This window comes from Sporolactobacillus pectinivorans, assembly GCF_002802965.1.
GTDB classification, from domain to species: Bacteria; Bacillota; Bacilli; order Bacillales; family Sporolactobacillaceae; genus Sporolactobacillus; species Sporolactobacillus pectinivorans.
In genome coordinates this window covers 1984142-2009719 of the sequence record NZ_NXGA01000001.1, presented here as the reverse complement: position 1 = coordinate 2009719, position 25578 = coordinate 1984142, and the positions used below count along the sequence as shown (strand labels likewise).

At 44.0% G+C, this 25578-nt stretch carries 23 protein-coding genes and 1 pseudogene; 4 read left to right on the top strand and 20 right to left on the bottom strand.

The genetic code is table 11. The features are described from left to right. Window positions 1-492 precede the first annotated feature (492 nt). Window positions 493-1167, bottom strand: coding sequence for a nitroreductase family protein (locus COP04_RS09590; RefSeq protein WP_420852788.1), 675 nt, complete (start codon window positions 1165-1167; stop codon window positions 493-495). Further along, window positions 1168-1575 carry a MarR family winged helix-turn-helix transcriptional regulator gene (locus tag COP04_RS09585; protein WP_157800243.1) on the bottom strand — a complete coding sequence of 136 codons (408 nt, stop codon included), beginning with the start codon at window positions 1573-1575 and terminating at the stop codon, window positions 1168-1170. Window positions 1576-2089: 514 nt separating this feature from the next. Between COP04_RS09585 and COP04_RS09580 the strand changes: the two genes are divergently transcribed. Next, complete coding sequence (locus tag COP04_RS09580; protein WP_100487774.1) at window positions 2090-2548, top strand: DUF3231 family protein; 459 nt, start codon at window positions 2090-2092, stop codon at window positions 2546-2548. A 244-nt stretch (window positions 2549-2792) separates the two neighbouring features. Here COP04_RS09580 and COP04_RS09575 read toward each other — a convergent pair whose 3' ends face one another. From COP04_RS09575 to COP04_RS09505, 15 genes and pseudogenes are all read right to left on the bottom strand, one after another. Further along, window positions 2793-3023, bottom strand: a complete 231-nt coding sequence (locus tag COP04_RS09575) for a hypothetical protein (RefSeq protein WP_100487773.1) — start codon at window positions 3021-3023, stop codon at window positions 2793-2795. A gap of 203 nt (window positions 3024-3226) precedes the next feature. Then, on the bottom strand, window positions 3227-3439 hold the full coding sequence (locus tag COP04_RS09570; protein ID WP_100487772.1) for a hypothetical protein: 213 nt from the start codon (window positions 3437-3439) through the stop codon (window positions 3227-3229). Window positions 3440-3495: 56 nt separating this feature from the next. Further along, window positions 3496-3819, bottom strand: coding sequence for an ArsR/SmtB family transcription factor (locus tag COP04_RS09565; RefSeq protein WP_100487771.1), 324 nt, complete (start codon window positions 3817-3819; stop codon window positions 3496-3498). A gap of 316 nt (window positions 3820-4135) precedes the next feature. Continuing rightward, window positions 4136-7396: an FtsX-like permease family protein gene (locus tag COP04_RS09560; protein WP_204988035.1), complete on the bottom strand. Its 3261-nt coding sequence runs from the start codon at window positions 7394-7396 to the stop codon at window positions 4136-4138. A gap of 5 nt (window positions 7397-7401) precedes the next feature. Continuing rightward, on the bottom strand, window positions 7402-8109 hold the full coding sequence (locus COP04_RS09555) for an ABC transporter ATP-binding protein (protein ID WP_100487769.1): 708 nt from the start codon (window positions 8107-8109) through the stop codon (window positions 7402-7404). A gap of 111 nt (window positions 8110-8220) precedes the next feature. Further along, window positions 8221-9540 (bottom strand): sensor histidine kinase, encoded by a 1320-nt coding sequence (locus tag COP04_RS09550; protein ID WP_100487768.1) that lies wholly within the window; start codon window positions 9538-9540, stop codon window positions 8221-8223. After that, window positions 9540-10217: a response regulator transcription factor gene (locus tag COP04_RS09545; protein WP_100487767.1), complete on the bottom strand. Its 678-nt coding sequence runs from the start codon at window positions 10215-10217 to the stop codon at window positions 9540-9542. The genes COP04_RS09550 and COP04_RS09545 overlap by 1 nt, the downstream gene beginning before the upstream one ends. 489 nt (window positions 10218-10706) lie before the next feature. Further along, window positions 10707-11285, bottom strand: a complete 579-nt coding sequence (locus tag COP04_RS09535) for a TetR/AcrR family transcriptional regulator (RefSeq protein WP_100487765.1) — start codon at window positions 11283-11285, stop codon at window positions 10707-10709. Then, window positions 11282-12007 carry an MBL fold metallo-hydrolase gene (locus COP04_RS09530; protein WP_100487764.1) on the bottom strand — a complete coding sequence of 242 codons (726 nt, stop codon included), beginning with the start codon at window positions 12005-12007 and terminating at the stop codon, window positions 11282-11284. The genes COP04_RS09535 and COP04_RS09530 overlap by 4 nt, the downstream gene beginning before the upstream one ends. Before the next feature lie 303 nt (window positions 12008-12310). Next, a complete protein-coding gene (gene istB / locus COP04_RS09525) occupies window positions 12311-13066 on the bottom strand; it encodes an IS21-like element helper ATPase IstB (protein ID WP_100486865.1) in 756 nt (251 codons plus the stop codon). Window positions 13067-13070: 4 nt separating this feature from the next. Continuing rightward, a complete protein-coding gene (gene istA, locus COP04_RS09520) occupies window positions 13071-14579 on the bottom strand; it encodes an IS21 family transposase (RefSeq protein WP_100486864.1) in 1509 nt (502 codons plus the stop codon). Between the two features lie 589 nt (window positions 14580-15168). After that, window positions 15169-16551 carry an ABC transporter permease gene (locus COP04_RS09515; RefSeq protein ID WP_157800242.1) on the bottom strand — a complete coding sequence of 461 codons (1383 nt, stop codon included), beginning with the start codon at window positions 16549-16551 and terminating at the stop codon, window positions 15169-15171. Beyond that, the gene (locus COP04_RS09510) at window positions 16551-17486 is read right to left on the bottom strand and encodes an ABC transporter ATP-binding protein (protein WP_162297087.1); all 936 of its coding nucleotides are present in this window, start codon (window positions 17484-17486) and stop codon (window positions 16551-16553) included. Before COP04_RS09510 ends, COP04_RS09515 begins: the two co-directional genes overlap by 1 nt. Window positions 17487-17603: 117 nt before the next feature. Further along, a complete protein-coding gene (locus COP04_RS20060) occupies window positions 17604-17756 on the bottom strand; it encodes a type II toxin-antitoxin system antitoxin (protein WP_193437409.1) in 153 nt (50 codons plus the stop codon). 13 nt (window positions 17757-17769) lie between these two features. After that, window positions 17770-18353: pseudogene (locus COP04_RS09505) on the bottom strand (SPFH domain-containing protein); the annotation flags it as partial. A 652-nt stretch (window positions 18354-19005) separates the two neighbouring features. Between COP04_RS09505 and COP04_RS09500 the strand changes: the two are divergent. Further along, window positions 19006-19461: a hypothetical protein gene (locus COP04_RS09500; RefSeq protein ID WP_100487761.1), complete on the top strand. Its 456-nt coding sequence runs from the start codon at window positions 19006-19008 to the stop codon at window positions 19459-19461. Between the two features lie 131 nt (window positions 19462-19592). On the opposite strand, the gene COP04_RS09495 is transcribed toward COP04_RS09500, so the two are convergent. Next, on the bottom strand, window positions 19593-19919 hold the full coding sequence (locus COP04_RS09495; protein ID WP_100487760.1) for a bacteriocin immunity family protein: 327 nt from the start codon (window positions 19917-19919) through the stop codon (window positions 19593-19595). A gap of 306 nt (window positions 19920-20225) precedes the next feature. Between COP04_RS09495 and COP04_RS09490 the strand changes: the two genes are divergently transcribed. Both COP04_RS09490 and COP04_RS20255 read left to right on the top strand, forming a co-directional pair. Beyond that, window positions 20226-20753: a tyrosine-type recombinase/integrase gene (locus tag COP04_RS09490; protein WP_239984820.1), complete on the top strand. Its 528-nt coding sequence runs from the start codon at window positions 20226-20228 to the stop codon at window positions 20751-20753. After that, a complete protein-coding gene (locus COP04_RS20255; protein ID WP_239984819.1) occupies window positions 20743-20892 on the top strand; it encodes a site-specific integrase in 150 nt (49 codons plus the stop codon). Before COP04_RS09490 ends, COP04_RS20255 begins: the two co-directional genes overlap by 11 nt. Before the next feature lie 54 nt (window positions 20893-20946). Here the strand turns inward: COP04_RS20255 and mutL are convergent, their stop codons facing one another. Beyond that, the gene (gene mutL, locus COP04_RS09485; RefSeq protein ID WP_100487759.1) at window positions 20947-22824 is read right to left on the bottom strand and encodes a DNA mismatch repair endonuclease MutL; all 1878 of its coding nucleotides are present in this window, start codon (window positions 22822-22824) and stop codon (window positions 20947-20949) included. 36 nt (window positions 22825-22860) lie between these two features. Next, window positions 22861-25503 (bottom strand): DNA mismatch repair protein MutS, encoded by a 2643-nt coding sequence (gene mutS, locus COP04_RS09480; protein WP_100487758.1) that lies wholly within the window; start codon window positions 25501-25503, stop codon window positions 22861-22863. Between the last annotated feature and the right edge of the window lie 75 nt (window positions 25504-25578).

Here is a 25578-nt window from a genome sequence, read left to right as displayed (position 1 = left end):
ACTTCATTTTATGCGCCTTTTTTGCAATTGCTGTACTTTACGAATAGCAAAATAAATTGGCGACGGGTAGCAGACCCGTTTAAAAGCAAAGTTTCAGCAAATGGATCATGATACTGCTGATGAATAGCTCAAGGGAAATTAAGGCATAATGTAATTACCTCTGTTCCAACCCCGCGCTGCAGCGTGGGGTTTTTTTTGTATGACGGATTGTTCACTTGAATGTTCTATTTCCTGCTGGAGCGCCCAAAAAAGAGTCCGCACATGTGCGGACTCTTTTATACTTTATTCCTTGATTTTTTTCTTAACCCCTGCTGTACGCTTTCTATCAATCATCACGTCGATCTCATCCAGTTGATCGCTGCTTTTTGAAAACTTCTGCTTTGTTATTCTGTATAAGTCGCATATACGATAATTTTTTTCTTTTACTAATCTTCTTATTACTGATTTTGCATCGCAAATCAATAAACCTAGAAAAATCCACCAATGCTTCCTTTATCCATTTTTTGCAGGAGATTCTCCTACTACTTGATCAACTTTATTCCATGAAACGACGCGTTCAATTGGTAAGCGAACACTATCATGCGCCGGCTTTCCAGCTTTTCCTATAGAGACCAGCATGATCGGAACGTACCGGTCGGTATCCACGCCTAAGGTCTGCAGTACTTCTTTTCGTTCAAAGCCACCAATTGGGTTTGTATCATAACCATGTGCTTTTGCCACTAACATCAGCTGCATAGCGACTAAGCCCCCGTCAATTAATGTGTTTTCTCTGATCTTCTGTTTCGTCATTTGCGCGAAAGTCTCCGGCAGGGATTTCATATAATAATCCTTTACATCCTGCGGCATTACATTCTGCTCAACCGCCGCTGTAAATATTTCATCAGCATAATCAAAATGATTCATGTCTCCTAAAATCAGTATCATTGCAGATGACGTTTGCAACTGAGAATGATTAAAACGGACCAGGTCTTTTAAACGTTCTTTGTGTTCGTCGACCACAACAAAGCGCCAAGGCTGCAAATTAACTGAGGAGGGAGCCCTTGTTGCTTCCGTAAGCATCTGTAGCATTTCTTCGTGCGGTATTTTATAGGATGGATCATAGTCTCTGACTGAATGGCGGTTATTAAGAACTGAGAAAAAATCGATGGACTGCTGCGCTTTCATGATTTAAACCTCTATTCTGCTATTGATATTCTGTGACACTTTTTCAATAAATTGTGAAACGCAAATGATTTGCTCGTTTGTAAAATCAGACAACAATTTTTTCTGAAGCATCGCCTTTATTTTAACGAGGCGTTCTCTTTCGGTCTCTCCCTTTTCTGTCAAGGCCAGCCAGATCAATCGCTTGTCTTTGTCATCTTTCCTTCGACGAATCGATCCTTCTTCTTCCATATGTTTCAGATGACGGGTAACAGCGGCCGCATCCAGCTTTAACCGTTTGATTAATTCCAGCTGAGCCATTTCTTCCTGCGAATGGATACTGCATAATATTTCAAGCTTAGTCAAGCTAGTATGCGCCATCGATTCAAACGCCTGATTCATTTCTTTACTGACAAGATGTAGGCGGTAGAACAATTCGTCAGTCTCCGAACAATAGTGACACATAGACACCTCCAAAACTAATTGATGTATCAATTAATATACTTCATCTAAGCAAATCCGTCAATAATCTGTTCTTTATATTGGTAGCCCTCTCGCGCCTTGTCAGCTATGTTCCAAGAAAAGTGTCAGAAAGTTATCCATCAGAACCGGCAATATATTTTATTGCCACTGGCGCATGATAGATCACATTAGTTGCATCGAGGTCGGCCACTGAATATTTAAAAATCAGTGAGGGGATACTGTAACTACCTCCACCCCACCTGCGCTACTCCATGGAGATATTTTTTTCAACAGGAGAGATGATTATAAGCATTAGATTAAAAAAGGAGATAACATTATGCACAGCGTAGGCTTTTTAATATGGGACAGAATAAAAAGTATTCACTTACACAAAAGGGGTATATGATATGCCAAATGTCTTGAATATTGCCGAATCAGCCATAAACACAATAAAATCCTTATCTGACAATAAGAAAAGACCATTCATGTGGGCGAGGCTATGGCTTGTTGGATGTATCAAACACAACTTGATGGTGTTCTTGGTTACTGCGAAATTGCATTGAACGCTACAAAAGATAAGGATGTCATTAATATAATTAATGAATCCAAAAGATTAGGATTGATTCACAAGAAAAAATTAGATGAATTTATGAAAGCTGAGAGTATTTCTCCGTCTGACGGCTACGTCCAAAAACCAGCAATAAATGTTGATGATGTCCCGAATGGGGTCAAACAGACGGAAAAAGACATCGTCAACACGATTCAAATTAATTTGGTAACCGCCTTTGGGTTGAATGCAAGTGCGCTTAGCCAATGTCTTCGCACAGATTTACAAATCATCTTTTTTAAAATCATGACGGATGTTATGATTTTTGGTCAATCCATCAATATTCTCTCTGAAAAAAGAGGTTGGTTAAGGTTTCCTCCTACCTATCATCCGAATTGAGTTAATCTATAATAAAAGCCGGTCAGTGGCCGGCTTTTATTATGTATCCCGGCAGTACGCCGGGTGCTGTGCTCCCCACAACTTTATATCTCTTACATTATTTTATCATTTTTATATGCTCGCAAGCCGTTTTTCCATTGATCTGGCCGAAATTAAATTTTAGAGCAGCATAGAACCGAATTGACGGAACGGTCGTGATGAAAGTCAAGAAATCACCTTATCCAGACACAGCTGCACCATATATTTATTCGTCATCATTTATAGGTGGCAGCAGGCCTCTGTATCCGCAGTTGGGACATGTAACATCGTGCTTACCCAGCATGTGAAAGGCGACCATAAATGTTGAAACGGAGACTTTAAAGGCGCATCCGCAGACCGGGCACTCAAAGTGCGTCGTTTTTGCACGCTGAGCAACAAACAGTAGAACAATAATCACAACGATAAGCGGTACTATGGGCACGATTTGGGCAACCATCGATGCTCCCCTTTCTTTTTGTAGTTATTATAGTGAGTTCAGCAAGTGTCCGGGCGTAGGCCTTTTTTGAAAATTTCTTAAGAATTGTAAGGAATATCCGCGAAAAGTCTTCGTTAATGAATTTCGTCCCCCTATATCATCCTCAGCAAAGAATTTCTTCCAGTAGACAACTCGGGTACTTTAATATCATGCTGATCGGAAAGTTACTCCACCTCTTTAAGCATGTTTTCAATATTGGTTAAACGATCATTTATATCTTGTATTTGTTTGTGCTGTAAAGTTGCGCTTTCTTTATCTAATTTCAGACGCTCTTCCGCACGACGCTCCATTCGATGAACGGCACGAATAACAAAGACGATCATAAGAATAAAAATCAGAAGAGGAACAAGAGGAATAATTAACGATAGAAACATCATTTTGACAGCTCCTTCACCTATTTCCTTTTTGATGGCTCATTGCAAAGAACTGATCGTTACTCCCTTCTGTGTTTGATTGTCAAACTGCTTGCCGTCTGAGCAATTAAACGCTCATCCAATGGAATACTAAAAGAGTTGAGTTCATAATACTTCATTGCTTTGCCATCTGAAGAAATTTCATGATGGCCACGGATAAGTTTGACACCTTCTAACTTGCGTAAATGCAAATAGAGCAATGGTCTGCTAATGCCTAGCTCTCTCGCAAGTTGACTTACATATTGCTTTTTTCCATAAAGAATCGCAATGATTTTTAGCCGATAAGGATTCGATAATGCTTCCAAAACATTTAACAGTTCATCGCCAGATAATGTGTTATTCATATGTAACTATTTTATTACACATGAAATAAAGTAACAACTAATAATATTATTCACAGGTTAATCGACAATTTTATTGTCGTAAATACTTTAAATTAAAGGAATACTTATAGATTTATTACCAATCAATTTTATAAATTGGTCCGATCGATCAGTTCATTTACGCTGTCCTCAGTAGCATTTTACCCGTTTTCCCCTACTATCTCCCTTTTCAGGCGCACACATAAGAAAAAAAGCCAGGAGAATAATATTTTTCCTGGCTCTCTAATAAATTAATCCGTATCGGCAATAATGTCAGGACTGATAGCATTGTTCCGTATTACTCATTGCCTTTTAGTGCCTCAACCATATCAATCTTGCGCAGCGGTACCATTGTAATCAGGTTGACAGCCCAAGTGAAGATGAAGGTAAGCAAGGCACTGACAATAAAGCTTTGCGGTAGGATCGACTTGACAAACATAACGCCGTCTACTTCAATACCGCTAAGAATCTTTGCATGCAAGAATAGTCCGCCAATGAGTCCGAGCACGATGCCTATTAATGTTAGTAGATAGCTTTCACGGGTGACGTATGCCGAAACTTCTCGGTCATAGAATCCCAGAACTTTAATCGTGGCAATTTCCCTGAAACGTTCACCAATATTGATCGTCGTCAACGTATAAAGAACCACAAACTCAAGAAGGATGGCTGCCAGAATAATGACCCAGACCACATCGTTAAGACTCTTAACCGTGTCCTGAAAAGTTTGTTCACTATCAGACAGAAAAGACACGCTGGCGACACCATCGGCTTTCGTTAACGACGAAGATATCGAATTATGGGAGGCCTTCGTATCTAAATTCGTTAAGATTTGATTGATCGCTACTTGCGAACCGTATGTTTTTGAATATAAAGTGGGTGTCATAAACACATAATTCAGCAAATAATTCTCTGCTATACCCTCAACACGAAAATGATGACTATGTGTCGCATCATCCTCAATCACAAGGGTATCGCCCGTTTTAATGTTTAACAGCTGAGCTAGCTGCTGTGTAATGACAACACCATCATTTGACAGGGAAATCGATGAGCCCGTACTTGCAAAGCGCGAAGGTGCTTGTCGCAGCTTAAAATAGTTTGAAAATTGATTGGGCTGCTGCGGAACCATGAGATTCACCTGTTCGTTTTTCGAACCCGACTTCACGGTGATATTCTTGTTGGTGTTTTCCATGAACGAGGATACCCCGGACGTGTTCCTGAGAAGGTGCGTTATCGTGTCTGTCTGACTGGCAGTCACATTGTTTTTCAGTTGAACGGACATGCCGTATTTCATAATCTCGCCAAATTCTCTTTGAGAAACTTGCGTGGATATAGAATCTTTAAGCCCCAGACCAGTGACGAGCATCGCGCAGCAACAGGCGACGCCTAATACCGTCATCCAGAAACGCTTTTTGTATCGGAAAAGATTGCGTGCCGTTACTTTCTTACTAAAACTCAGCCGGTTCCACAGAAAATGGATACGCTCAAGAAGAATCCGTTTCCCACTTTTTGGCGGTTCCGGCCGCATCAATGCCGAAGGGACGGAACGAAGCTCGCTGATACAGGTAAACAGCGTTGCTGCCGTGATCAGTGCTAATGAAATCACCAGTGCCGTAGTGGCGATACCGGGATAAAAACCGGCACTCATGGCTGGCATTGAATACAAGATCATATAAGCCTTAAATATTACGGACGGCAGTAAGATAAACCCAAGAACCATGCCGATGATACTTCCAATTAGACTCGCCGAAGCAGAATAAAAAAGATATTTAAACGCGATGGCCCCATTACTGTAACCCAGAGCCTTAAGCGTACCAATCTGCGTGCGCTGTTCCTGTACCATCCGGGTCATCGTCGTCAGGCAAACGAGAGCTGCTATGGCAAAGAAGATGACCGGAAGAATACTGGACATGCCATTGCTGCGGTCAACAGTGCTTTGGAAACTCGAATAGCCCGTATTGTCGTCACGGCTCATTATCTTCCAACTTGGTTTCGTAATCTGGCTGACCTTTTGTTTGGCATCATGGATCTGCTGCTCAGCCTTGCTCAGATTTTTGTTCGTATCCATTTTTTGTTTTTTCAGATTCTGATATGCTTGATCAATGAAACTTTTTTGCCTGTTAATCTCTTGCTGACCTTGTGTAATCTGCAATTTCGTCTTTTTCTGTTCGGCAGCAAATGAATCCCTCTGAACGTTCAGCTGTGCCGTCGCGTCGGCAAGCTGTTGTTTGCTGGAATTCAGTTGCGTTTGCGTGGCCGTGAACTTTTTCTGCTGAGCCGTGAGATTGGCCTGTGCTGTTTCCTGCTGCTGTGTCAAAGTGGCCAGTGTACTTTTTATTTGTTGAATCTGTGCGTTTATCCTTTCCATCACTGCAGGTGTCAGGCTTCCGTTTGTCTTACCTACAGAAAGCTTGGTCTCAAGTCCGTTAAGCTGATTCTGCAGAGATGAAATTTTTGACGAAAGAGCATTGATTTGCTTCTCGGCGATGGCAAACTGATTTTGCGCTGCTGCCGCCGATTGTTTAAATGAAGCGGATTTTTGGTTATATTCTTCCGTGCTGTCGGCAAGTTGCTTTGCTGCGGTGTCAAGTTTAGCCTGAGCCGCGTCAAATTGCTGATTGGTTTGACTTTCCATCGCATTCAAGTGACCCTGTGCAGCTTTCAGCTTATTCTGCGAATCGTCAATTTTCTGCTGTGCATCAGCAAATGATTGATCCGCTTGTTTCTTTTTTTCGTTATATTCGTTCTGCTGCTGAGTAATCCGCTTATTGTTCTTGCTGACGAGATCATCATAACGCGTTTTGGTCCGGCTATCTGCCACGTGATTTAAGTCGTCTCTCACAGCGGAAACTTTGTTGGAATAAGCGTCGCTGAACACATCCAAACCGTTGGTATCCGCTGCGGTAACCAGAATGGCCGTGTAGTCAGATTGCTTGAAGTTCTGCTGCGGCATAAAGACCAACCCGCTTACTTTGCCATTCCCGATGGTGCTGGTTCCCCGGTCTCTGGTTAAATAGGCTGGGCTATCGACAGTACCTACGACCTTAAGCTTCGTGTCGTGCAAGCTGTCTGATATGTTCACCGCCGAACCGGATAACAAAGTAACAAGGTCGCCGATCTTCGGGTTGCTTCCGTTTTTTTGCTGATCCACGACGACCTCGTGGGAATTATTCGGAAACCTTCCCTTTACAAGGGTCAGCGAGTTAATCGCTTCGTTTGACCCGTTACCGTTTGGTATGGAGATTAAGTGCGCAACATTGGTCTGTTTTCCGTACGTCTGCATGGCGTCCATCATAAAAACAGGCTGGGCATTCTTGACGCCGGGCACCATGCGTATCGCTTTTAAATCGTCCTGGTTAAAGCCAACAGGTGACAGGATTTGAAGATCCATGAACCGACTTTTTGAAAAGTAGTTGGCAACGGATGCAGATAAATCCGGACCGATGGAATTAAATCCGGCATAAAAAGCGACACCAAGCGTCACAATCACGAGGATTGCGAAAAAGCGGTTCAAAGAGCCCTTAATTTCACGAAATACTTCTTTAATTAGTGTTTTTTGCATCGCACTCACCACTTAATCTCTTCAACATTGACAGGGTTAGGATTGATCTCCATGTTTTCAACACGTCCATTTTTGATCTTGATCAGTCTGTCACCCATCGGGGCAATCGCCAGATTGTGCGTGATCAGCACAACGGTCATGTCGGTTCTCCGACACGTATCCTGTAAAAGCTTTAATACGGAACGCCCCGTGTTATAATCGAGAGCACCCGTCGGCTCGTCACAAAGCAGGATCTTTGGATTTTTTGCAAGCGCGCGGGCAATAGCTACACGCTGCTGCTCACCTCCGGAAAGCTGTGCAGGAAAATTCTTCATTCGTTCTTCCAGGCCTACCTGCATCAGCACATCACGAGGCGGAAAGGGGTGATCGCAAATTTCAACAGCCAGTTCCACATTTTCAAGGGCGGTCAGGTTTTGCATCAAGTTATAGAACTGAAAAACAAACCCAATTTGTTTGCGACGGTACGTGATCAATTGCTTTCGTGAATAGTTGTTGATCTCCTTGCCGTCAACGGTAAAGTGTCCTTTTGTTGGGGTATCCATGCCGCCAAGAATATTCAGCACAGTGCTCTTTCCAGCCCCACTTGGACCCGCTACTATAGCGAATTCCCCTTTATTGACGATGAAATTCACGCCGGAAAGAGCATTAACAACCACCTCCCCCATTTTGTACTCTTTGGTTATTCCTTTAAATTCGATGATGGGTTCACTCATATCTACTTCCTCCTCTCTTTAAAAATAAAGAATGGGTGACCAAGGGATTACCCCATGTCATCCATCCTAACAATCAAAAATTAAATAAAAATAGAAAAAAATAAAGAAATTTTAAGAATTTACGATTGGCAGCTTTATTTCAATACCAAAATCATTATTCCAAGGCTTGTAAGCACGAATGAAACCTCTGTGCTTTTCAATGATTTCCCTGCAGATAAAAAGGCCGAGTCCACTCCCTCCTTTTTCACGTGAGCGGGATGGTTCTGCGCGGTAAAAACGATCAAAAAGAAGCGGTATTTTATCATCCGGAACCTGCATACCATTGTTTTCAATTTTGATTTTTATGTAGTTATCACTTTGTGTTAAGAAAACATGTACAATGAGAGGTTGCGCGCCGTACTTGACGGCGTTTCCGATAACATTGGCCATTAACCGTCTAATTAATGACTTGTCAATCCGGATCATGGCGGCACCGTCTATTATGCTCTCATATCTGAGTTTCGCGTCCACATCGTCCCATTCTTCCGTATAGGGATCAAAAACAGACTGGAAGAATTCTGCGGCAGAAACGCTCTGAAAATCTGCGCGCACATCTAAATTAGAGAACAGGGCAGCATCTTGAAACTTATCAATCAGATCCTTGATGTCGTCCGCTTTCCGACCGATCACCTCATAATAGTGCTGCTGCTTTTTCCGATCTGAAACTTTTCCAGAGGACAATCGCTCGGTGTAAATGATGATCGAAGTTAGTGGTGTTTTCAGATCGTGCGAAATGGCAGCCAGCATCGTCTGCTGCTGCCTGTCTACAGTTTGCAATCGATTGATCATTTGATCAAATTTTTTTTCCAAAACACCGATTTCATCACGTCGATAGTCCTTTGTACTTATTTTCATTTTCAATGGATCGTTCTCCATCCGTCTGTAAAGCGCTAAAACAGGTTTTGTAATGGATAGGTGAAGAAAAAAGGCGATCAATAAAAACAGAAAAGTAAAGAGAAGCAAGATGATCCATAGGTATTTGATGGCGTACTCTTCAAATACCTCGGTGCGTGTCAAATTCATCCCATTTATCCGCAGGCCATATCGAACTACGCCTCCCGTAATGATATAATCTTTTGCGGATATATCAATGATTGTAGGCGAATGGCCCAACGACCACAGCACTTTTCCCTCTTTATTGAGCAACTGGATCTGCATTCTATCATTAGCGTAGGGTGCAAGTAGAGTTTCTATGCTTTTCTCATCCTTGGATGCAGACGCTTTGTCAGCAAGTTTTGAAACCATATTTTGATAATATTGCTCTTCTTTTACCACATCATAGCGAAAATCATTTCTGAAGAAAATAATAAAGCTAAGTAGAAGGGTTGCAACAAACAGAAGAAACATGACAAGAAAAAACATGGAGAGCTTAAAACGGATGGATCTACGCATCAGCCGTCACCCTCCAACTTATAGCCAATGCCCCAAATCGTTTTAATTCGGTTGCCTTCACTGCCCAGCTTAGCGCGAAGATTCTTAATATGTACGGTAACTGTATTGAGATCTCCGCCATAGCTATCGTTCCAAACCGCGGTATAAATTTGTTCACGTGTCAGTGCCCTGTCTTTGTTTGCGATCAGGTAACTTAAAATTTGAAACTCTTTAGTAGAAAGATCGGTAGGAACCCCATTCACGCTAGCTTGCCATTTCAATTTATGAAGCTCAATATGACCAAGACGCAAAAAGTCGTCCGCTTCCTCCCTTTTCCGTTCACGCCTCAAATGTGCGTTGATTCTGGCAATCAGTTCATCCATCGAAAACGGCTTGGCCACATAATCATCTGCTCCTATTTGTAGACCTATGACCTTGTCAATATCACGGTTCCTTGCACTGAGAATGAGCACAGGAGCGTCTGTCTTTTTTCTGATTTGGTTCAACGTCTCCAATCCGTCCATTTCCGGCATCATGATGTCGAGTACAAAGGCATCAATCTTTTCAGATTGCATAAGATCGAGAACCTGTGAACCATTGTAAGCACGGCTAACGAGAAACCCTTCGTCCATTAACGCATCAGATATGATCTCGACAATTTCCCTGTCATCATCTGCGATCATTATTCGATTCGGCAACCTCATCACTCCAATGATCTGAATCAGAGAGACTAAATAATCTCACCTTGTTTTATCATAACTCAAAACCAAGAAAAGGCTGAACGTCTGAATAGAAAATATTTGAGCCTCGTTCCATTGAATGAAGCGTTAATCCATCATACAACCATTAATCCTATAATTCTCAGATTAGTTTCGTCATTCGAACAAGATGATTCATGCCCCATTTGTATGCCCTCAAAATGGGCATGAGCCAAAACATGATGATCTAACAAAGCCAAAAGTTCGTTAATTGTTGATGGCATTGGCCGTTCCCTTGATCTTTTTAATCTAAAGCATACAAATCGATTCGGTACGATTTCCAAATAGGCGCGTGTTTCTTTTGCTGTGTGGGCTGAATGGTTATCCAATAGGACTTGAATACGCAATCTCCAAACATCAGCTATTTATTCGTCTTGATTCAGCAGGAAATATCTGAAGCGAACGACAAATTACTGATTTCATAGTAGCTTATAATTTTTGACTGTCTAGCAATGTTGCAAACATGCCTTTAATAAAGGTATCAAAGGCAATGGAAATCGATTCATTGAGAGGGACGTCGATATTGAACCCTCCCTGTCTCTCAAGAGTACTAAATCCATGTGAAAGCGCGCGCAATCCTCTGACGAAATGAATCGCTTTCTCTTCACTCAGATGATACGGTTCCAACACCCGCAAAATAGTGGCGATAATATCTGAACTCACTCTATCGATTTTCGTGTCCTGTGGGTCAGGTGCACTTGAGACCACTCCATATAATCCGGGATTATCCTTCATAAAATAAATATAAGCGAACCCGATTGCTTTCAGTGCCTCCTCACCCGACTTCCCGACAGCGGCGGTCATGATCTCATGATCAAGTTGTTTTAGAGCATGAAGGGTCAGCTCTTTTCGTAAATCATTCAAGTTTGAAATATGATTGTACAGTGACGGTGTCTTAATTTCCAATGTTTTTGCAACTTTTGCCAGGGTCAGAGCCTCATATCCTTCTTGATTGACAATTTTTTCGCTGACTTGGAGAATCGCTTGTCTTGTAACCTTTGCTCTCATTTTGTTCTGCCTTTCAAAGCTTTTTTAGCCTGTTGAATTGCGTGTATCATGATTCCTTTAGGATGTTTCAATAGCTTCCCATGTCCCGCGCATAATAAATTTGGGGACAAATCTTTGAGCTTAATCGCACTTTGGATAGCAGCTTCTTTATTCCATGTAGCCCAAGCAGGAAAAGGAAACAAGGGCTTTACCTCACCTGAAACAGCTACCCCTCCCCTTATCTGGAAAGCGTCGCCGGCAATCAGCACCTTCGTTTTTTCATTGTACAGGGCGATGTGTCCGGGAGTATGCCCCGGGGATGCAATCACCTGAAAAGATCCGATTATATCGCCTTCGGAAACTAAAGTATCGGGTGTCGTCTGAATTTGACCCGGTTTGGGCACACCGCCCCTGACGGGTGTTTGCGGCTCATCCTCCTCCAATGTCGCGTCCCCCTTCAAAAGTTTCGCATCCCGCGCGGACATTATCACTTCGCAATCGGGCAGCAGCTTTTTAAGTCTGTCCAAAGAACCGATATGATCACTGTGGGCGTGCGTCAATACGATACGTGTGATCGGTTTGCCGATTTTTTCAACAGCCTTCAGAATTCCTTTATAGCTGAACGGCAAGGCGGCATCGATTAACGTTAAAGTAGTCCCTTCATCCGCTAAATAACAATTGACAGGAAACAGGGCCGGAAAGAAAGTGAGTTGATAAACAGAATCTTCTTGTGTGATTTTCATCGCATGTGACTCCCCTTTACTACTTTTATTAGTATTATAGCTAATATTATTAGTTTTGTGAATAACCTAATTTGCCTGGAGGTTTAAATGCTTTTATAGATAGCATCTGCCTGCCGCCACACCAACTGCTATCATCAATTTTATTACCCGCTGTTTTTGTCAATATGATATTGAGCCAGAGTGATCACATTAAAAGTGAGCCACTTTATGAAACTGAAATACCATTAATGGGATAATATGGGTTTAAGGGGGCAATGGCCCGGGGAGGGCCATTGCCCCCTTAAACCTTCGCTAATTCCAGGCTTACCCTTTGTCTTCTTGCCGTTTCATACTCTGCCTGAATCGGTAGGATTCCCCATTAAGCAGATGAATGTGACAGCGATGCGTGACCCGATCAAGGAGTGCGGCAGTCATCTTTTCATCGCCAAACAAGCTCGTCCATTCATTAAATTCCAGATTGGTTGTCAGAATCAGACTGGCCCGCTCGTATCGGCTTGAGAAGAATTGGAACAGAAGCTCAGCCCCGGTTTTGGAGAAGGGGACATAGCCGAGTTCATCTACAATGACCACATCCAACTTCAACCATTTTTTCTCTAGCGCATTTAATTTCTGCTCCTCATAGGCTGTAAGCAGCTCTTCGACTAATTCAGACGCCGTGATAAATTTGGTTTTAAAACCGTTTTGAATCATTTCAATACCCAGGCCAATCGCCAGATGGGTCTTTCCGGTACCGCTGTTGCCGAGAAAGATCACATTCTCTTTCTTTTGAACGAACTCACCTTTCGCCAGAGTAAGAAAATGATTTCGGTTTAAACTGGGCATCAGGCTGAAATCATAGGTGTCCAGCGTTTTATGCACGGGAAAGCGGGCCTGTTTCAATCGTCTCTGACGCTGATTCTCTTCCCGGCTCTGAGCTTCAGCTTCAAGCAAGGCCAATAGGTAGTCCTCGTAACGCAGATTATGTTCTTCCGCTTCTCGTGCCAGAGACCGGTACTGTTTGGCCAGAGTTGGCATTCTAAGCTGACGTGTCAGATGATCTAATAAAAGTTCCGTGGTCATTCGTTCACCCCCTTACCAGTTGTCGGTATTGACTAATATCGGTCACTTTCACCTTGTAGCCCTGCAGGGCTTCCGAAGTTTGGCCAGCCAGGCGAGTCACATTGCCGGTCACCTGTTGAATGATTTCATAAACCGCTTCGTACGTGAAGTTCTGCCTTCGTTCCGCTTCGGTCAGTGCCTCGGTCAATGTGGCCATACCCAAGTCCCGGTGAAGGAGTAGAAGTCGAATAAATTTGCGGTCTCCAGCTGCGCCTTCAGCCTCACGCATTTTGCGGTGAAATTGCCGGAAAACTTCAGGGATCTGCGGACTCTGAAAGGGGAGCGCATCTCGGATGGCACGCGGTTTTTTCAGAAGCGCCTCCAGATAGTGATCCAGACGGGTGAACAGCTGATTTCGTTCGTAAGAACGAGGATACTCCGCGATCACTTGATTCTGAGCCACAATGACCAGATGATCCACGAACTTCTTGACCCAGACGGCCTGTCCCACATAAACGCAAGGAACGGAATACTGATTCGTTTCCACATGAATTAAGGAGAGCTGATTGACCTGACAGGACACCAGTTGGCAGGCTTCAAACGGTGTTTCCGGTAGGGGATGGAGCGTCAGCTTTTCCCTGGCCCAAACCTGGGCCACCGTTTCATCGGTATGCGGAACACGGACGTGTTCCGCTTCTTTCTGGCACCACTCCAGAAGGTAGTCATTCAGCTCATCCAGGGACTGTACGTCTGGAAAAGGAACGAGTGTGTTACGCCGGACATAACCGACCGTTCCTTCAATCCGGCCTTTTTCATTTCCCCTTCGGGGATTGGCGAATGTGGCTTTGAATCCGTAATGCGCCTGGAGCGCGATAAACGCTTCCTGTTCCAGGCGATGCCGGCCCTCCAGAATTTTCTCTACGGCTGTTTTCAAATTGTCCAAGAGGCCTTCGACCGGCACACCTCCCAGAAATTCAAAAGCGTGTACAAAGCCATCCAAAAAAGCCTCCTGTTTCTGATGGGCATAGGCTCGGACAAAACGTAAACGGCTAGATGAGAGCTGGAGACAAAACAAAAAGATTCTCTGCGTCCGCCCGCTCAGGATGATATCCGCCTCACCCCAGTCGAACTGGAATTGAAGGCCCAATTGAAACTCAAGGGGGATGAACACCTCCTTCTGTTTTTGCCTTCTCCGAGCAACGAGTTTACGAATGTTAGAGGCAGATCCTTTGAAGTTGTATTCTTCGACCAATCGTTGATAAACTCTCGCCGCCGTATGTTTCTGTTTGACCCAGTGTTTTTGATCCTCAAGGAGCCACTGATCGATGACGGGCAGAATGCGTTGAGTTTCCTCTGAGTATTCTTTCTTCCCGTACGAACGTTGCCGAACCGCAAGGGTCGGAGGCTCCTTCTGTTTGAGATATTTACTCACCGTATTTCTTGAAATCCCTAAATTTCTCGCAATCTCACGTTGAGAAAGGCCTTCAACCTCCTTCATAATTTTGATACGATCATAGAGAGCCATATCGATCATCCTTTTTTCCCTCTCCCTTATGTAGAATTGCTGGTTACTTTTCTATCATAGGAAAGATGGGCTAAAAATTGGAAATCATGTGGCTCATTTCTATGCGATCATTTTGCCTATAAATGGCTCAATTCCAAGTTATCAAAAACACCCGCATCATTTGCTGAGGCGTTCAAAAAGCAGCTCAGCTCGCCGGATGTCCATGTGGCTAATCATTATTGCAATCTAGCAATATTTTACGATAACAAAAGAATCCATTTTGAAAAAAGATCAAAATGGATTCTTTACTGCAGATCTAAGTTCCGTTTTTATAAAAAATGTTGATCATTTGGTAATGGTATTGCTAAACAATTGCGCCCGATCGTTATTTAAGTGAAACACTCCGTTAGTTGAAGATGTTTTAGCTACCTATAAGGATAAGGAATGTTTTATTCTTCTTTTGTCTTCCATTTCGCAAAATTACTGGTAGCAATAACTTCACCACATATTATTGAAAAATTCCCTGCATAAATACAAAATATTTCTATCTTTTACCACAAATACCACAAAAAAACTCAAAAGTTTTGTATTTTGAATCTTTAAGGTGTTTATTTACTTTCTATTTTTTCAGAAACAGGCGGATTAAAACCACGATGATGATTCCTGCAATTATCAACCGTTTGCGTATACCAAATCGCTTATTGAGGCTCTGGCGTCCACCGCCATTGCTCGCTTTGAGACCGCCGCTTTTCGTCTCGAGCGTTGAGGCTATAACAGTTGAACCGCGTCGTTCCCCGCGAATATTGCGGAAAAGCTGCCGAATAAGGTTGCCTTCGCTATACGACAGAACATTTCGCGAATAAACGCGTTCACCGAAGTAGGCGACCAAGCCCACAGCGATGACCTGCAGCAAAAGCGCTATCCAAGCCCCGCCCGCTCCCACAGCCTGATTCGCGAAGCGCGTCGGCATCATGGTCGGTGAAAGAAAGGGAATAAAGGATATTACTTGTAACACAACATTGCTCGGATTCGCGGTCAGCGCGAAACTCGCAATATAGCCAATCGCGCTTAAAAAGACCACAGGCTGCGTGGCTTGCTGAGCTTGACTCTGGTCGTTGATGAGGGAGGAAATGATGGACGCAAGAAGCAGGAAGCCCACTACCGCGATAAAGGTCATCAAGGCAATATAAACGAGAAAGCCTACGTTCAGCCCCGCCACCATCGAGGTCACCTGCTTAACGACGCTATTGTCTTTAAAACCAAAGTATAGAGCCGTTCCACTGACCGCGTAAATTGCGATATGCGTAAGCGCAAGCAGCATCACGCCAAGTGTCTTACCATAATACTGCACGCGGCTCGAAGTCACGGCGAGCAGTATTTCCATGATGCGATTCGACTTCTCATTCGCGATTTCCTGCGAAATGACGCCCGTGTAGAGAGTCAGGAAAATAAAGATGACAATGACTGTGAAAATCGCAAGGCGGCTATTAGCCCCAATCTGTGTTGTGTTAAGCGTTTTGCCACCAGCATTTTGAGTGACCATCGAGAGCTGAGCGGGCTGCAAGAGGGCTGTGGCTTCTGCACTCGTCAGATGCACCTGCGCTGCACGCTTCACAATCAAGAGCTGCGTCAGTGCCGTCCGAACACTCGGTTCATCGAATTTCCCAGCCGTCTTTGAAGTCGCCGTCAGTTGAAACTTCTCCGTACTGTTATCAAAGGTAAGAAAAGCATCAATATCATGATTATTCAGTTGCTTTTGCGCCTCAGATTTGCTCGGCACCTCAGAAATCGTCGCATCAATCGACTTCTCCTGCTTCAGCGCTTGAACGAGAGCCGGTTCATTCACCACAGCGAGCTTCGGAGTGGCGTGACTGCCGTTCAGATAGGAGATTCCGATGGAGATAATAGGCACAAGGAGCGGTCCAATAACCAGCGCCCAAAAGCTAAAGGACTTCAGCCGCTTCAGATAAGCGTTTTTGGCTACAAGCCAGAGTTGATTCATCATTTGCCACCTCCAATGCTCTCGTTACCCGACGGTTGAACGCTCTGGTCGTGTTCCACCTTCATCCGGAAAATCTCATCCAATGTCGGCGGCGCCTGCATAAAGGCTTGCACGTATCCAGACGCACTCACGCGCTTGAAAATCTCGTGTCCGACCGCCTCGTCAGCGACTTTCACCACACGACCCCCCGCCTGTTTTTTGATCGACTGTACGCCTGCAAAGTCGCGTAGTTCTTCATCGGAAATATCCGATTCCAGATAAACCCGCGTGCGACCATAGGACTCGCGAATGGCTTGCACACCTCCCTGCAGCACGGTCTTGCCATTTTTCAACATCGTCAGATTGTCCGAAAGAAGCTCCACATCGCTCATATTGTGATTGGAGAAGATAACCACCGAACCCTGCTCCTTTATCCGCTTGATTTCATTGCGAAGGAGTTCGGTATTGACTGGATCAAGCCCCGTAAAAGGCTCATCCAAAATCAAAAACTCTGGCTCGTGAATCAGTGTCGCGATGAACTGCACCTTCTGCGCATTTCCCTTGGAGAGCGCCTGCACCTTATCCGTAGCTTTCCCCACGACCTCAAGCCGCGTCATCCAGTTATTGAGTTTCGCCCGAGCGTCCGCGCGCTTCATTCCGTGCAGCTGCGCGAAATAGACGATCTGATCCTCGACCGTCATCTTCTGGTATAGCCCGCGCTCCTCCGGTAGAAAGCCAATTTTCTGCTTAAACGCCTGCGTGATGGGCGCCCCGTCCCAGCTGATGCTGCCGCTGTCCGCATTGATAAAGTTGAGAATCATCCGAAAAGTTGTGGTCTTACCCGCGCCATTTTGCCCAATGAGCCCCATCACCTCGCCACCCGCGACGGTCATATCAAGCGCATCCACTGCGACCTTCTCGCCAAAGCGCTTCGATACCCCTGTGATTTTTAGCATCATATTACCTCCTATGCTTTGTTTCACAAAACTTGATTCACAGATTTTTTGCTGCTTTACTTCGTAAAATCTTATTATTGATTGAGAGCAGGGCTTCAACCCCATCAAATGATATTATTACTTTTTGATTCTTCCAGCTTTTTTTGCCGCTTCTTTTAAAATTAGCTCTATTTGGGCATTCACACTTCGCAGTTCGTCCTGTGACCATTTTTCTAGGACTTCGTATAGGTGTGGATCAATCCGTAACGGAAATGCTTTTCGTTTACTCATTTACATCACAACCTTAATAAATACTCCCAGTATTGATAATAGGCTGTGTTCCCTTCTCCGAAACAATAGCTACCATTAGATTATTGACAATCTGTGCCTTTTTTCCTTCATCCAGCTCGACGATTTCCTGTTCTTGAAGCTGTTCAATCGCTGCTTTTACAAGCCCACTGCTCCGTCAACAATCACTTTACGAGCAAATAAAACGGCATTCGCTTGTTGTCTTTGAAGCATAGAAGCTGCAATTTATTGAGAATAAGCAAGATGCATAATTCGGGATTCAATCACACTGACACCGGCAACATCCAGTCTCTTTTGTAAATCATTAACAAGAACTTCTGCAATTTCATCACTGTTTTGTCTTAGAGTTAGGGTATCTTCGCCAACATTTTCGTACAAATCATAAGCATATCTACTCGCAATATGATGAATTCCTGTTTCACTTTGGATTTGAATAAATTTTTCATAGTTTTCAACGTCAAACAATACTTTAGCTGAATCATTAACTTTATAAACCACCACTAAAGCAATTTCAATTGGATTTCCTTCTAAATCATTTGCCTTTAACTTTTCGCTTGTAAAATTCATTACACGCAATGATTAAGCCAAGAGTAATCACTACGATCGCGCCTATTTTTCCTCCAACAGATAGGTTATTAATGACTAAGTAAATCCCACCAATAATGCATATTAACGCGCAAGGACAAGGTGCTACAAAACCATTCATTTTAAAAATGGATTTTTCTTTCAAAATCCCTCCATGATATAAAAGTGATATCATTTTTACATCATCATACAACCGTTGTTAAATAAAGTAAATGAATTTTCTACTTTTTTTTCAATAATTTTTATTAAGGATAGCCAAAAAAATTAATAGGGCCAGTTGTAAAATCAAATTAGCGAGTTAGGTTGGGATAATAAAACACCATCATAAAATCCGGTGTTATCATTAGAGCGACGAAACTCTAAATGAAAGAGGCAGATTTTATAATGGCTTACTCCAAGCCTAGCACAAAACGCAGAACAAAATAACTAAACCAAAACATCTTTGGGCAAAGATTACCGAGAATACATGTTAAAAAATATGTGCAGACGGCTTTTGAGAAAGGGAAGCCAGAACCTTATGGAAAAACTGCTCTAGAAAAAATCAGATATTCATAAAGATATACAAATATCATAATGAATATATACAAGTTACTTATAGAAATATGGACGGAAAATCAATAATATCTGATGCGTGGGTGAAAAGAAAATGAATAAATTAGGCACGTTATTAAAAAATCACGAGCTTAATAAAGCGATTCCATATGCTAGAAACTTAAGTCCGGCAAACTTGTATGATGACATCGTCGAGTTTATCGACAGCGATAATGATAATTTGATTTGGTATACTGTCATTCTCAATCTTTTACTAGAAAAGGAATCGCCTGTTTTGCATAATATGTTATATAACATATTTGCTTTTATCTTAAATAATTTTGATGGAGCACCAGATGTTCAACTTTACCATGCACGGAGAGCGTTGGAATTAAGTAATGAAAAAGACCCACTATATCCAGAGCTTCTTTGCAATTTATTACGACTTAACTATGAGCCTGATGAAATGGTAAGCGATGAAGAAGCAAAGAAAATTGCCCAAAAGGTCCTTGAAATTGACCCAAATAATGATTTTGTTCATGATAGGATTGAAGAAGGTCTTTACAAATAAGATTTTCATAAAAGGTAAGCGTATTTACCGGTCAATGACCGGCTTTTATTATGTATGAAAAAGGAGCCCGCGTTAAGCAGTTTACCTTCTTTTGCACAGATATTGAAATTGTTCGGCTTAGAAAATTGTCTCTAATGAAAAATTATTCCCGTTGCAGCAATTCCATTAGCTAGATTTCTTTTAAGCAATCCCGTGGTTGAAATTTCCATATAAAATTCACCAACCCGAGGACTTAGTTTAGTTTGAGCTGTTATTCCTTTAACGGCTATTTGTCGGAGCCCTTCGGCTAAATTCATTAGTTGTCTTTCAAAATCTTTGCCTTTTCCAACATCATTTTTAAAAGTAATTAACTCGTCGCGTTCATCATCTTTTGTTTGTTCATCAAGGATAAGATCATAGACTTTTTCTAGAATTGTATCTTCATACTCTTTCCGACTCAGTTTCTTGTTTTTAAACATAAAAAGTCTTCCCTCTTTTTATGGAACAATATAGCCACCGACTAAAATTAAAGTACTTCAATCCGTTTTATCCATATTTGCTCTACTCCATAAATATTTTAGGATCATTATAGCTTATTATGTACACCCGGTGACCCGGGCTTTTTCATTATGTCATTTCTTCTTTAAAAACTTCGCTCCGACATACACATGAACGGTACCGCTCTTAATCTGCGCCCAGCCATTACTGATGCTTTAATAATCATCTTTCATACTCCCCATAAACAAATTGTAAAAGGCTGCATAAAGAGCTAACTTGATATATTCGTGCAGAATTCTCTCACTTTAAAACAATTCTCCTTCACCGTACTTAGCAACTTTTCTCTTTGCTGTCTCTATAGAAGAAGTCAGCATCTTCATGAATGCGGCGGCAACATCCCCTTTTCACAATTTATCATGGTTTCTCTGTTTTTACGAACGGGCATGCGGAAAGGCGAGATGCTCGCCCTGAAGTGGAACGATATCGACCTGGCACACAAGCGAATCAAGATCACGAAGTCACGCGACAAGACCGGCCGCCATCCACCAAAGACACCAACCAGCATCCGCACAATTGCCGTTGATGACACACTCGTCGCTCAGTTAAAGCCGCATCAGACTTGGCAAAAAAAGCAGCGCATGAAACATAAAATCTACTTTGATTCTGATTATATGCTCATCATTCCAAACGGTCGTGAGATGGGTGAATACGGCGTCAACAAGGTGATTAATTTAATCCTAGCTAAAGATAAAGACAAGCCTCCATCACATCACACCTCATGGGCTGCGCCACACGCATGCAATTATGCTTCTTGAAAGCGGCGCAGATATTCAGTCTGTAAGCACGCGATTAGGTCACTCAGATGTTACAATGACCGTCAATGTATATGTTCACTTCACTCGTAATCTGGAGAATGAACTTGTCACAAATCTTCAGGCTTATCTCGATAAATAATATTTCTGGGGGCAAAATGGGAGCGGATAGACAATACCCCTCTCAAGAACCTCCTTACTGCACACGTTTAAACATCTTTTCCATTTCGTAGGGGGTAAAGTGCACAAGTACCGGCCTGCCGTGCGGGCAAGTGAAGGGGTCCTTCGCCTTGCTGAGCGAATCAAGCAGTGCTTGAATTTCATCCGGACGTAGATAATGATTGGCTTTGATCGCCCGCTTGCAGGACATCATCTTGGCCAGATCCTCACGCAGCTTTTTAATTGAGACTTTTCCGCCTTCAATCAGCTGCTGGACGGTGTCCTCAATCAGCTGAGGTTCGCGGCCTTTGGGCATCCAGGTCGGGTGTGAACGGACGATCAATGAACGCTCGCCGAAGGGTTCGAAATCGAGTCCGATCTCTTTCAGATAATCGTGATATTCCATCACGGTTTCATATTCTGAATCTGAGAACTCAAAAGTCATCGGGACAAGCAGTTCCTGAACTTCACGGGCATTCTCACCCACTTTTTCGCGGTAATATTCATAATTGATCCGTTCCTGGGCGGCGTGCTGATCAATGATATAGAGGCCTTCTTCATTTTGGGCGAAAATATACGTGCCGTGCATCTGTCCGATTGGATAAAGTTTCGGCATGCGCCGAGCAGGTTCAGGTTCTTCGTTTGATTGAATGTGATCATCTGAAAATCCATTAAGATCAGCCGCTTCAGTTGTAGTCGCAGTTTGATGATAAGATTCGTTTTCAACTGATTCTTCTGCTCCGGATTCATGCACCTGTTCAGGAAAAATTTCTTCGCCGCTGATAGATTGCATATCTGATGAGAAGAAAGGAGCATGATCGTCAGAAAGATCCGGTCCAATGGCGACGTCAGGAGAGAAATCCATCGCTTGCTGGGTGTTTTGAGGACGCAGCTGGCGCTCCCTTGTGTCGACAGACGGTATCAGTCGTTGCCGGTGAAAAGCTTCACGGATCGTTTTTGTGATCAGTTCACACAGATCTTTTTCTTTGCTGATTCTGGCTTCCAGTTTGGCCGGATGAACGTTGACATCAATCAGCGAAGGATCCATTTTAATATGAATCGCGCAGATCGGATAGCGCCCGACCATCAGCAAAGTATGGTAGCCCTCCAAAATACTGTTAAAGATCGGGTAGTTACGAATAAAGCGATCATTGACAAAGATATAGACGTACTGGCGGCCGGCGCGGGAAATCTGCGGATGCACAGCCAGTCCCTCGATATGAAAGTCCATGGAATCACCGGAAAACGGTACAGCGGCTTTAGCCGTCCGGATACCGTAAATCGAGGCCAGCACATGGCTCAGTTCACCGCTGCCGTTTGTCTGGAAAACAGCTTTACCGTCATCATGCGTCAAGATAAAACGGACATGCGGGTATGATAATGCCATTCGGTCAACCACATCAGTGATTTTTCCAAGTTCAGTGTGAATGCTTTTCAAGTATTTCAGCCTTGCCGGCGTATTGTAGAAAAGACGGCTAACGGTTATTTCCGTTCCCTTCCGGCTCTGCGTGTGGCCCGACTGAATAACATGTCCGCCCTGAAGAACAAGGTGTGTGCCGGAATTCACGCCGTCCGAAGTTTTCAGTTCCAGGTATGAGACAGCCGCGATGCTTGGCAGTGCTTCACCGCGAAAGCCGAGTGTGTGTATATGAAAGAGATCGGAATCCTCATGAATCTTGCTTGTCGCATGACGCTCGAAAGCGATCAGGCAGTCCTCAGGTGCAAAACCGCGTCCATTATCTGTCACTTTGATCGCTTTCAGGCCGCCTTCTTCGATGTCGATTTTGACTGATGTCGCTCCGGCATCAATCGCATTTTCTGCCAGCTCTTTGACGACTGACGCTGGACGTTCGACCACTTCTCCAGCTGCGATTTTGTTGGCCAGTGATTCACTTAGTCTTTGGATTACACCCAATTCGTACCCCTTCTTTCAAATCAACTCGGCAAAACTTCATTTTTTCAATTCTTTCTGGAGCGTAAACAGCCGGTTCATCGCATCCATTGGCGTCATCGTCATCAGATCCAGTTTTCCGAGCTCATGAATGACTTTCTGTTCGCGGCGATTCATCGCTTTGCCACTGCGTCTGGTCTCAGGACTTCCGAACAGATCAAGCTGTTCCGGTTCACCGTCCTCGGTGTCAGCGCTAGAAGATTCTTCAGCTGCAGCAGTTTCTTCTACGACAGCTGGAGCCTGACTGGAATGTTCAGCCGTCCCCGTCCCCTTCTCCTTCTCCAGTCCCTTCAGAATCTCGTCTGCTCGTTCGATCAAATCGGCTGGAAGCCCGGCAAGCTTTGCAACATGGATGCCGTAGCTTTTATCAGCCTGGCCGTCCAGAACTTTGTGCAGAAAAACCACATTGCCATGCTCTTCAATGGCACCGACGTGAACATTTTTCAGTCTGGGTAGTTTATCCTCCAAAAAAGTCAATTCATGATAGTGTGTCGAGAAAAATGTTTTGGCAGAAATATGCTGATGAATGTATTCCACAATCGCCTGGGCAATCGCAATCCCGTCATAAGTTGACGTCCCGCGTCCGATCTCGTCAAGCAAAATCAGACTGTTTTGTGTGGCATGAGTCAGGGCATATCTGGCTTCATCCATTTCAACCATGAACGTACTCTGCCCGGAGACTAAGTCATCGGCCGCGCCGATCCGGGTAAAAATCTGGTCAAAGATCGGCAGAACGGCCAGATCAGCCGGAACAAAACAGCCGATCTGAGCCATAATGGCGGTTAGCGCAGCCTGGCGCATATAGGTGCTTTTTCCGCCCATGTTCGGTCCGGTGATCAGCAGCATATCGCAGGCCTTGTCCATATGTATATCATTAGAGACGAATGCCCCGTCCTTCATCACCTGTTCAATGACGGGATGGCGGCTGTTTTTTATCGAGAGCATCCGGTCTTTTGAAAAGTCAGGGCGGATATAACCGTTCTTATCGCTGACCGAAGCAAAACTCTGCAGGACATCGAGTCCGCTGACCAGACGGGCCAATTTTTGCAGCCCGACCGCATATTCTTTGATTTTCATACGCACATCACTGAAAAGCTGATATTCAAGACCGACCCGCTTTTCTTCTGCCTCCAGAATAACCCGCTCTTTTTCTTTAAGTTCCGGAGTAATAAAGCGCTCGGCATTGGATAAGGTCTGTCTCCGTTCATAGCGGCCTTCGGGTAGCAGCTTCAGATTGGGACGGGAAACTTCAATATAGTAGCCAAATACGCGGTTATAACCGATTTTCAGTGATTTAATGCCTGTCTCCTGCCGCTCTTTCGCTTCAAGCTCAGCGATCCAGCGTTTACCATTCTTCGAAGCATCGCGGTAACGATCCAGAGTCTCATCGTATCCTTTCCTGATCATTCCGCCGTCTGCCGTAGAAAAAGGCGGATCGTCAACAATTGCCCTCCCGATCAGCGACCGGACAGCTTCGCAAGGATCCATTTCATTTCCGTACGCTTCCAGCGACTCATCCGGAATTTCCGCAAGCGTTTTTTTGATCGCCGGCACCTGATCCAGTGACCGTTTCAGCTGGAGTACTTCGCGCGGATTCACGTTACCGAAAGAAACCCTTCCGACCAGGCGTTCAAGATCGTACACTTCATTCAGCGACGCTCGCACTGTCTCGCGTTCCAGCATATGTGCTTTCAGCGCGGTAACCGCGGCAAGCCGTTCCTCGATTTTTTCTTCACTCAGAAGCGGCTTTTCAATCCATTGTTTTAGCCGTCTGCCGCCCATTGCCGTCTTAACGTCGTCAAGCAGCCACAGTAGCGAGCCATATGTCTTTTTGTCACGATTCGTCTGAGTCAATTCAAGATTACGCCGGGAGTGTGGGTCGATCATCATATATTCATTGATGTGATAAACATCAGCCTGCTGAAGATGATCCAGTGACCGTTTCTGCGTCGTAACCAGATAGTTCAGCAACCGGCCAAGCGGTCGCAGCAATTTTTCCTGATCAATGCCTGAAGCGATAGCTTTCAGCTGTTCAGGTACGGCATCGTTGGCATCTTCCGACAGAGTCACATTCAGCCTGTCCGTCAGCCATTTCCTCTTATCCTGATCAAGGGCAGGATCAAGCACAATCTCTCGGACATCATTGGCATCCAGCTCCGCAACCACACCATCCCAGGTGGAAATCATCGTCACTTTTGTTTCACCGGTTGTCAGATCGCTCATTGCATAGCCAAACGAGCCGTCGCCAAATACGCTGAGCGCTGCCAAATAGTTGTTCTTTTTCGGTTCAAGCGATCCATCTTCCATAATAGTGCCCGGCGTAATCATCTGGATGACTTCCCGCTTCACCATACCCTTGGCAAGCTTCGGATCTTCCATCTGCTCGCAGATCGCAATCCGGTACCCTTTGTCGATCAGGACTTTGATATATTGTTTGACGGCATGATAGGGCACACCGCACATCGGTATGTATTCATCCTTGCCCCCATTGCGCGACGTCAGTGCGATTTCCAGCTCTTTTGAAGCCTTCACTGCGTCATCAAAAAAAAGTTCATAAAAATCACCCAGACGAAAAAATAAAAAAGCGTCCGGATACTGCGCTTTAATGTCCAAATATTGATGAATCATTGGTGTATAGCTCATCCGTGTTCCACCCCGGCCTCTTGTGTTCATCATTTTATTATAGCACACGTGTACGGCCGGGCGGGATACTTTGCC

Bases quoted from the DNA above. Each gene is read 5' to 3' on its own strand.
- COP04_RS09510 (WP_162297087.1), bottom strand. From the start codon at position 17,486: ATGCTAAAAATCACAGGGGTATCGAAGCGCTTTGGCGAGAAGGTCGCA.
- COP04_RS09500 (WP_100487761.1), top strand. From the start codon at position 19,006: ATGAATAAATTAGGCACGTTATTAAAAAATCACGAGCTTAATAAAGCG.
- COP04_RS20060 (WP_193437409.1), bottom strand. From the start codon at position 17,756: ATGAGTAAACGAAAAGCATTTCCGTTACGGATTGATCCACACCTATAC.
- COP04_RS09550 (WP_100487768.1), bottom strand. From the start codon at position 9,540: ATGCGTAGATCCATCCGTTTTAAGCTCTCCATGTTTTTTCTTGTCATG.
- COP04_RS09535 (WP_100487765.1), bottom strand. From the start codon at position 11,285: ATGAGAGCAAAGGTTACAAGACAAGCGATTCTCCAAGTCAGCGAAAAA.
- COP04_RS09575 (WP_100487773.1), bottom strand. From the start codon at position 3,023: ATGGTTGCCCAAATCGTGCCCATAGTACCGCTTATCGTTGTGATTATT.
- COP04_RS09515 (WP_157800242.1), bottom strand. From the start codon at position 16,551: ATGAATCAACTCTGGCTTGTAGCCAAAAACGCTTATCTGAAGCGGCTG.
- COP04_RS09495 (WP_100487760.1), bottom strand. From the start codon at position 19,919: ATGTTTAAAAACAAGAAACTGAGTCGGAAAGAGTATGAAGATACAATT.
- mutS (WP_100487758.1), bottom strand. From the start codon at position 25,503: ATGAGCTATACACCAATGATTCATCAATATTTGGACATTAAAGCGCAG.
- COP04_RS09555 (WP_100487769.1), bottom strand. From the start codon at position 8,109: ATGAGTGAACCCATCATCGAATTTAAAGGAATAACCAAAGAGTACAAA.
- istB (WP_100486865.1), bottom strand. From the start codon at position 13,066: ATGACCACGGAACTTTTATTAGATCATCTGACACGTCAGCTTAGAATG.
- istA (WP_100486864.1), bottom strand. From the start codon at position 14,579: ATGATCGATATGGCTCTCTATGATCGTATCAAAATTATGAAGGAGGTT.
- COP04_RS09565 (WP_100487771.1), bottom strand. From the start codon at position 3,819: ATGAATAACACATTATCTGGCGATGAACTGTTAAATGTTTTGGAAGCA.
- COP04_RS09530 (WP_100487764.1), bottom strand. From the start codon at position 12,007: ATGAAAATCACACAAGAAGATTCTGTTTATCAACTCACTTTCTTTCCG.
- COP04_RS09560 (WP_204988035.1), bottom strand. From the start codon at position 7,396: ATGCAAAAAACACTAATTAAAGAAGTATTTCGTGAAATTAAGGGCTCT.
- COP04_RS20255 (WP_239984819.1), top strand. From the start codon at position 20,743: ATGCTTCTTGAAAGCGGCGCAGATATTCAGTCTGTAAGCACGCGATTA.
- COP04_RS09570 (WP_100487772.1), bottom strand. From the start codon at position 3,439: ATGATGTTTCTATCGTTAATTATTCCTCTTGTTCCTCTTCTGATTTTT.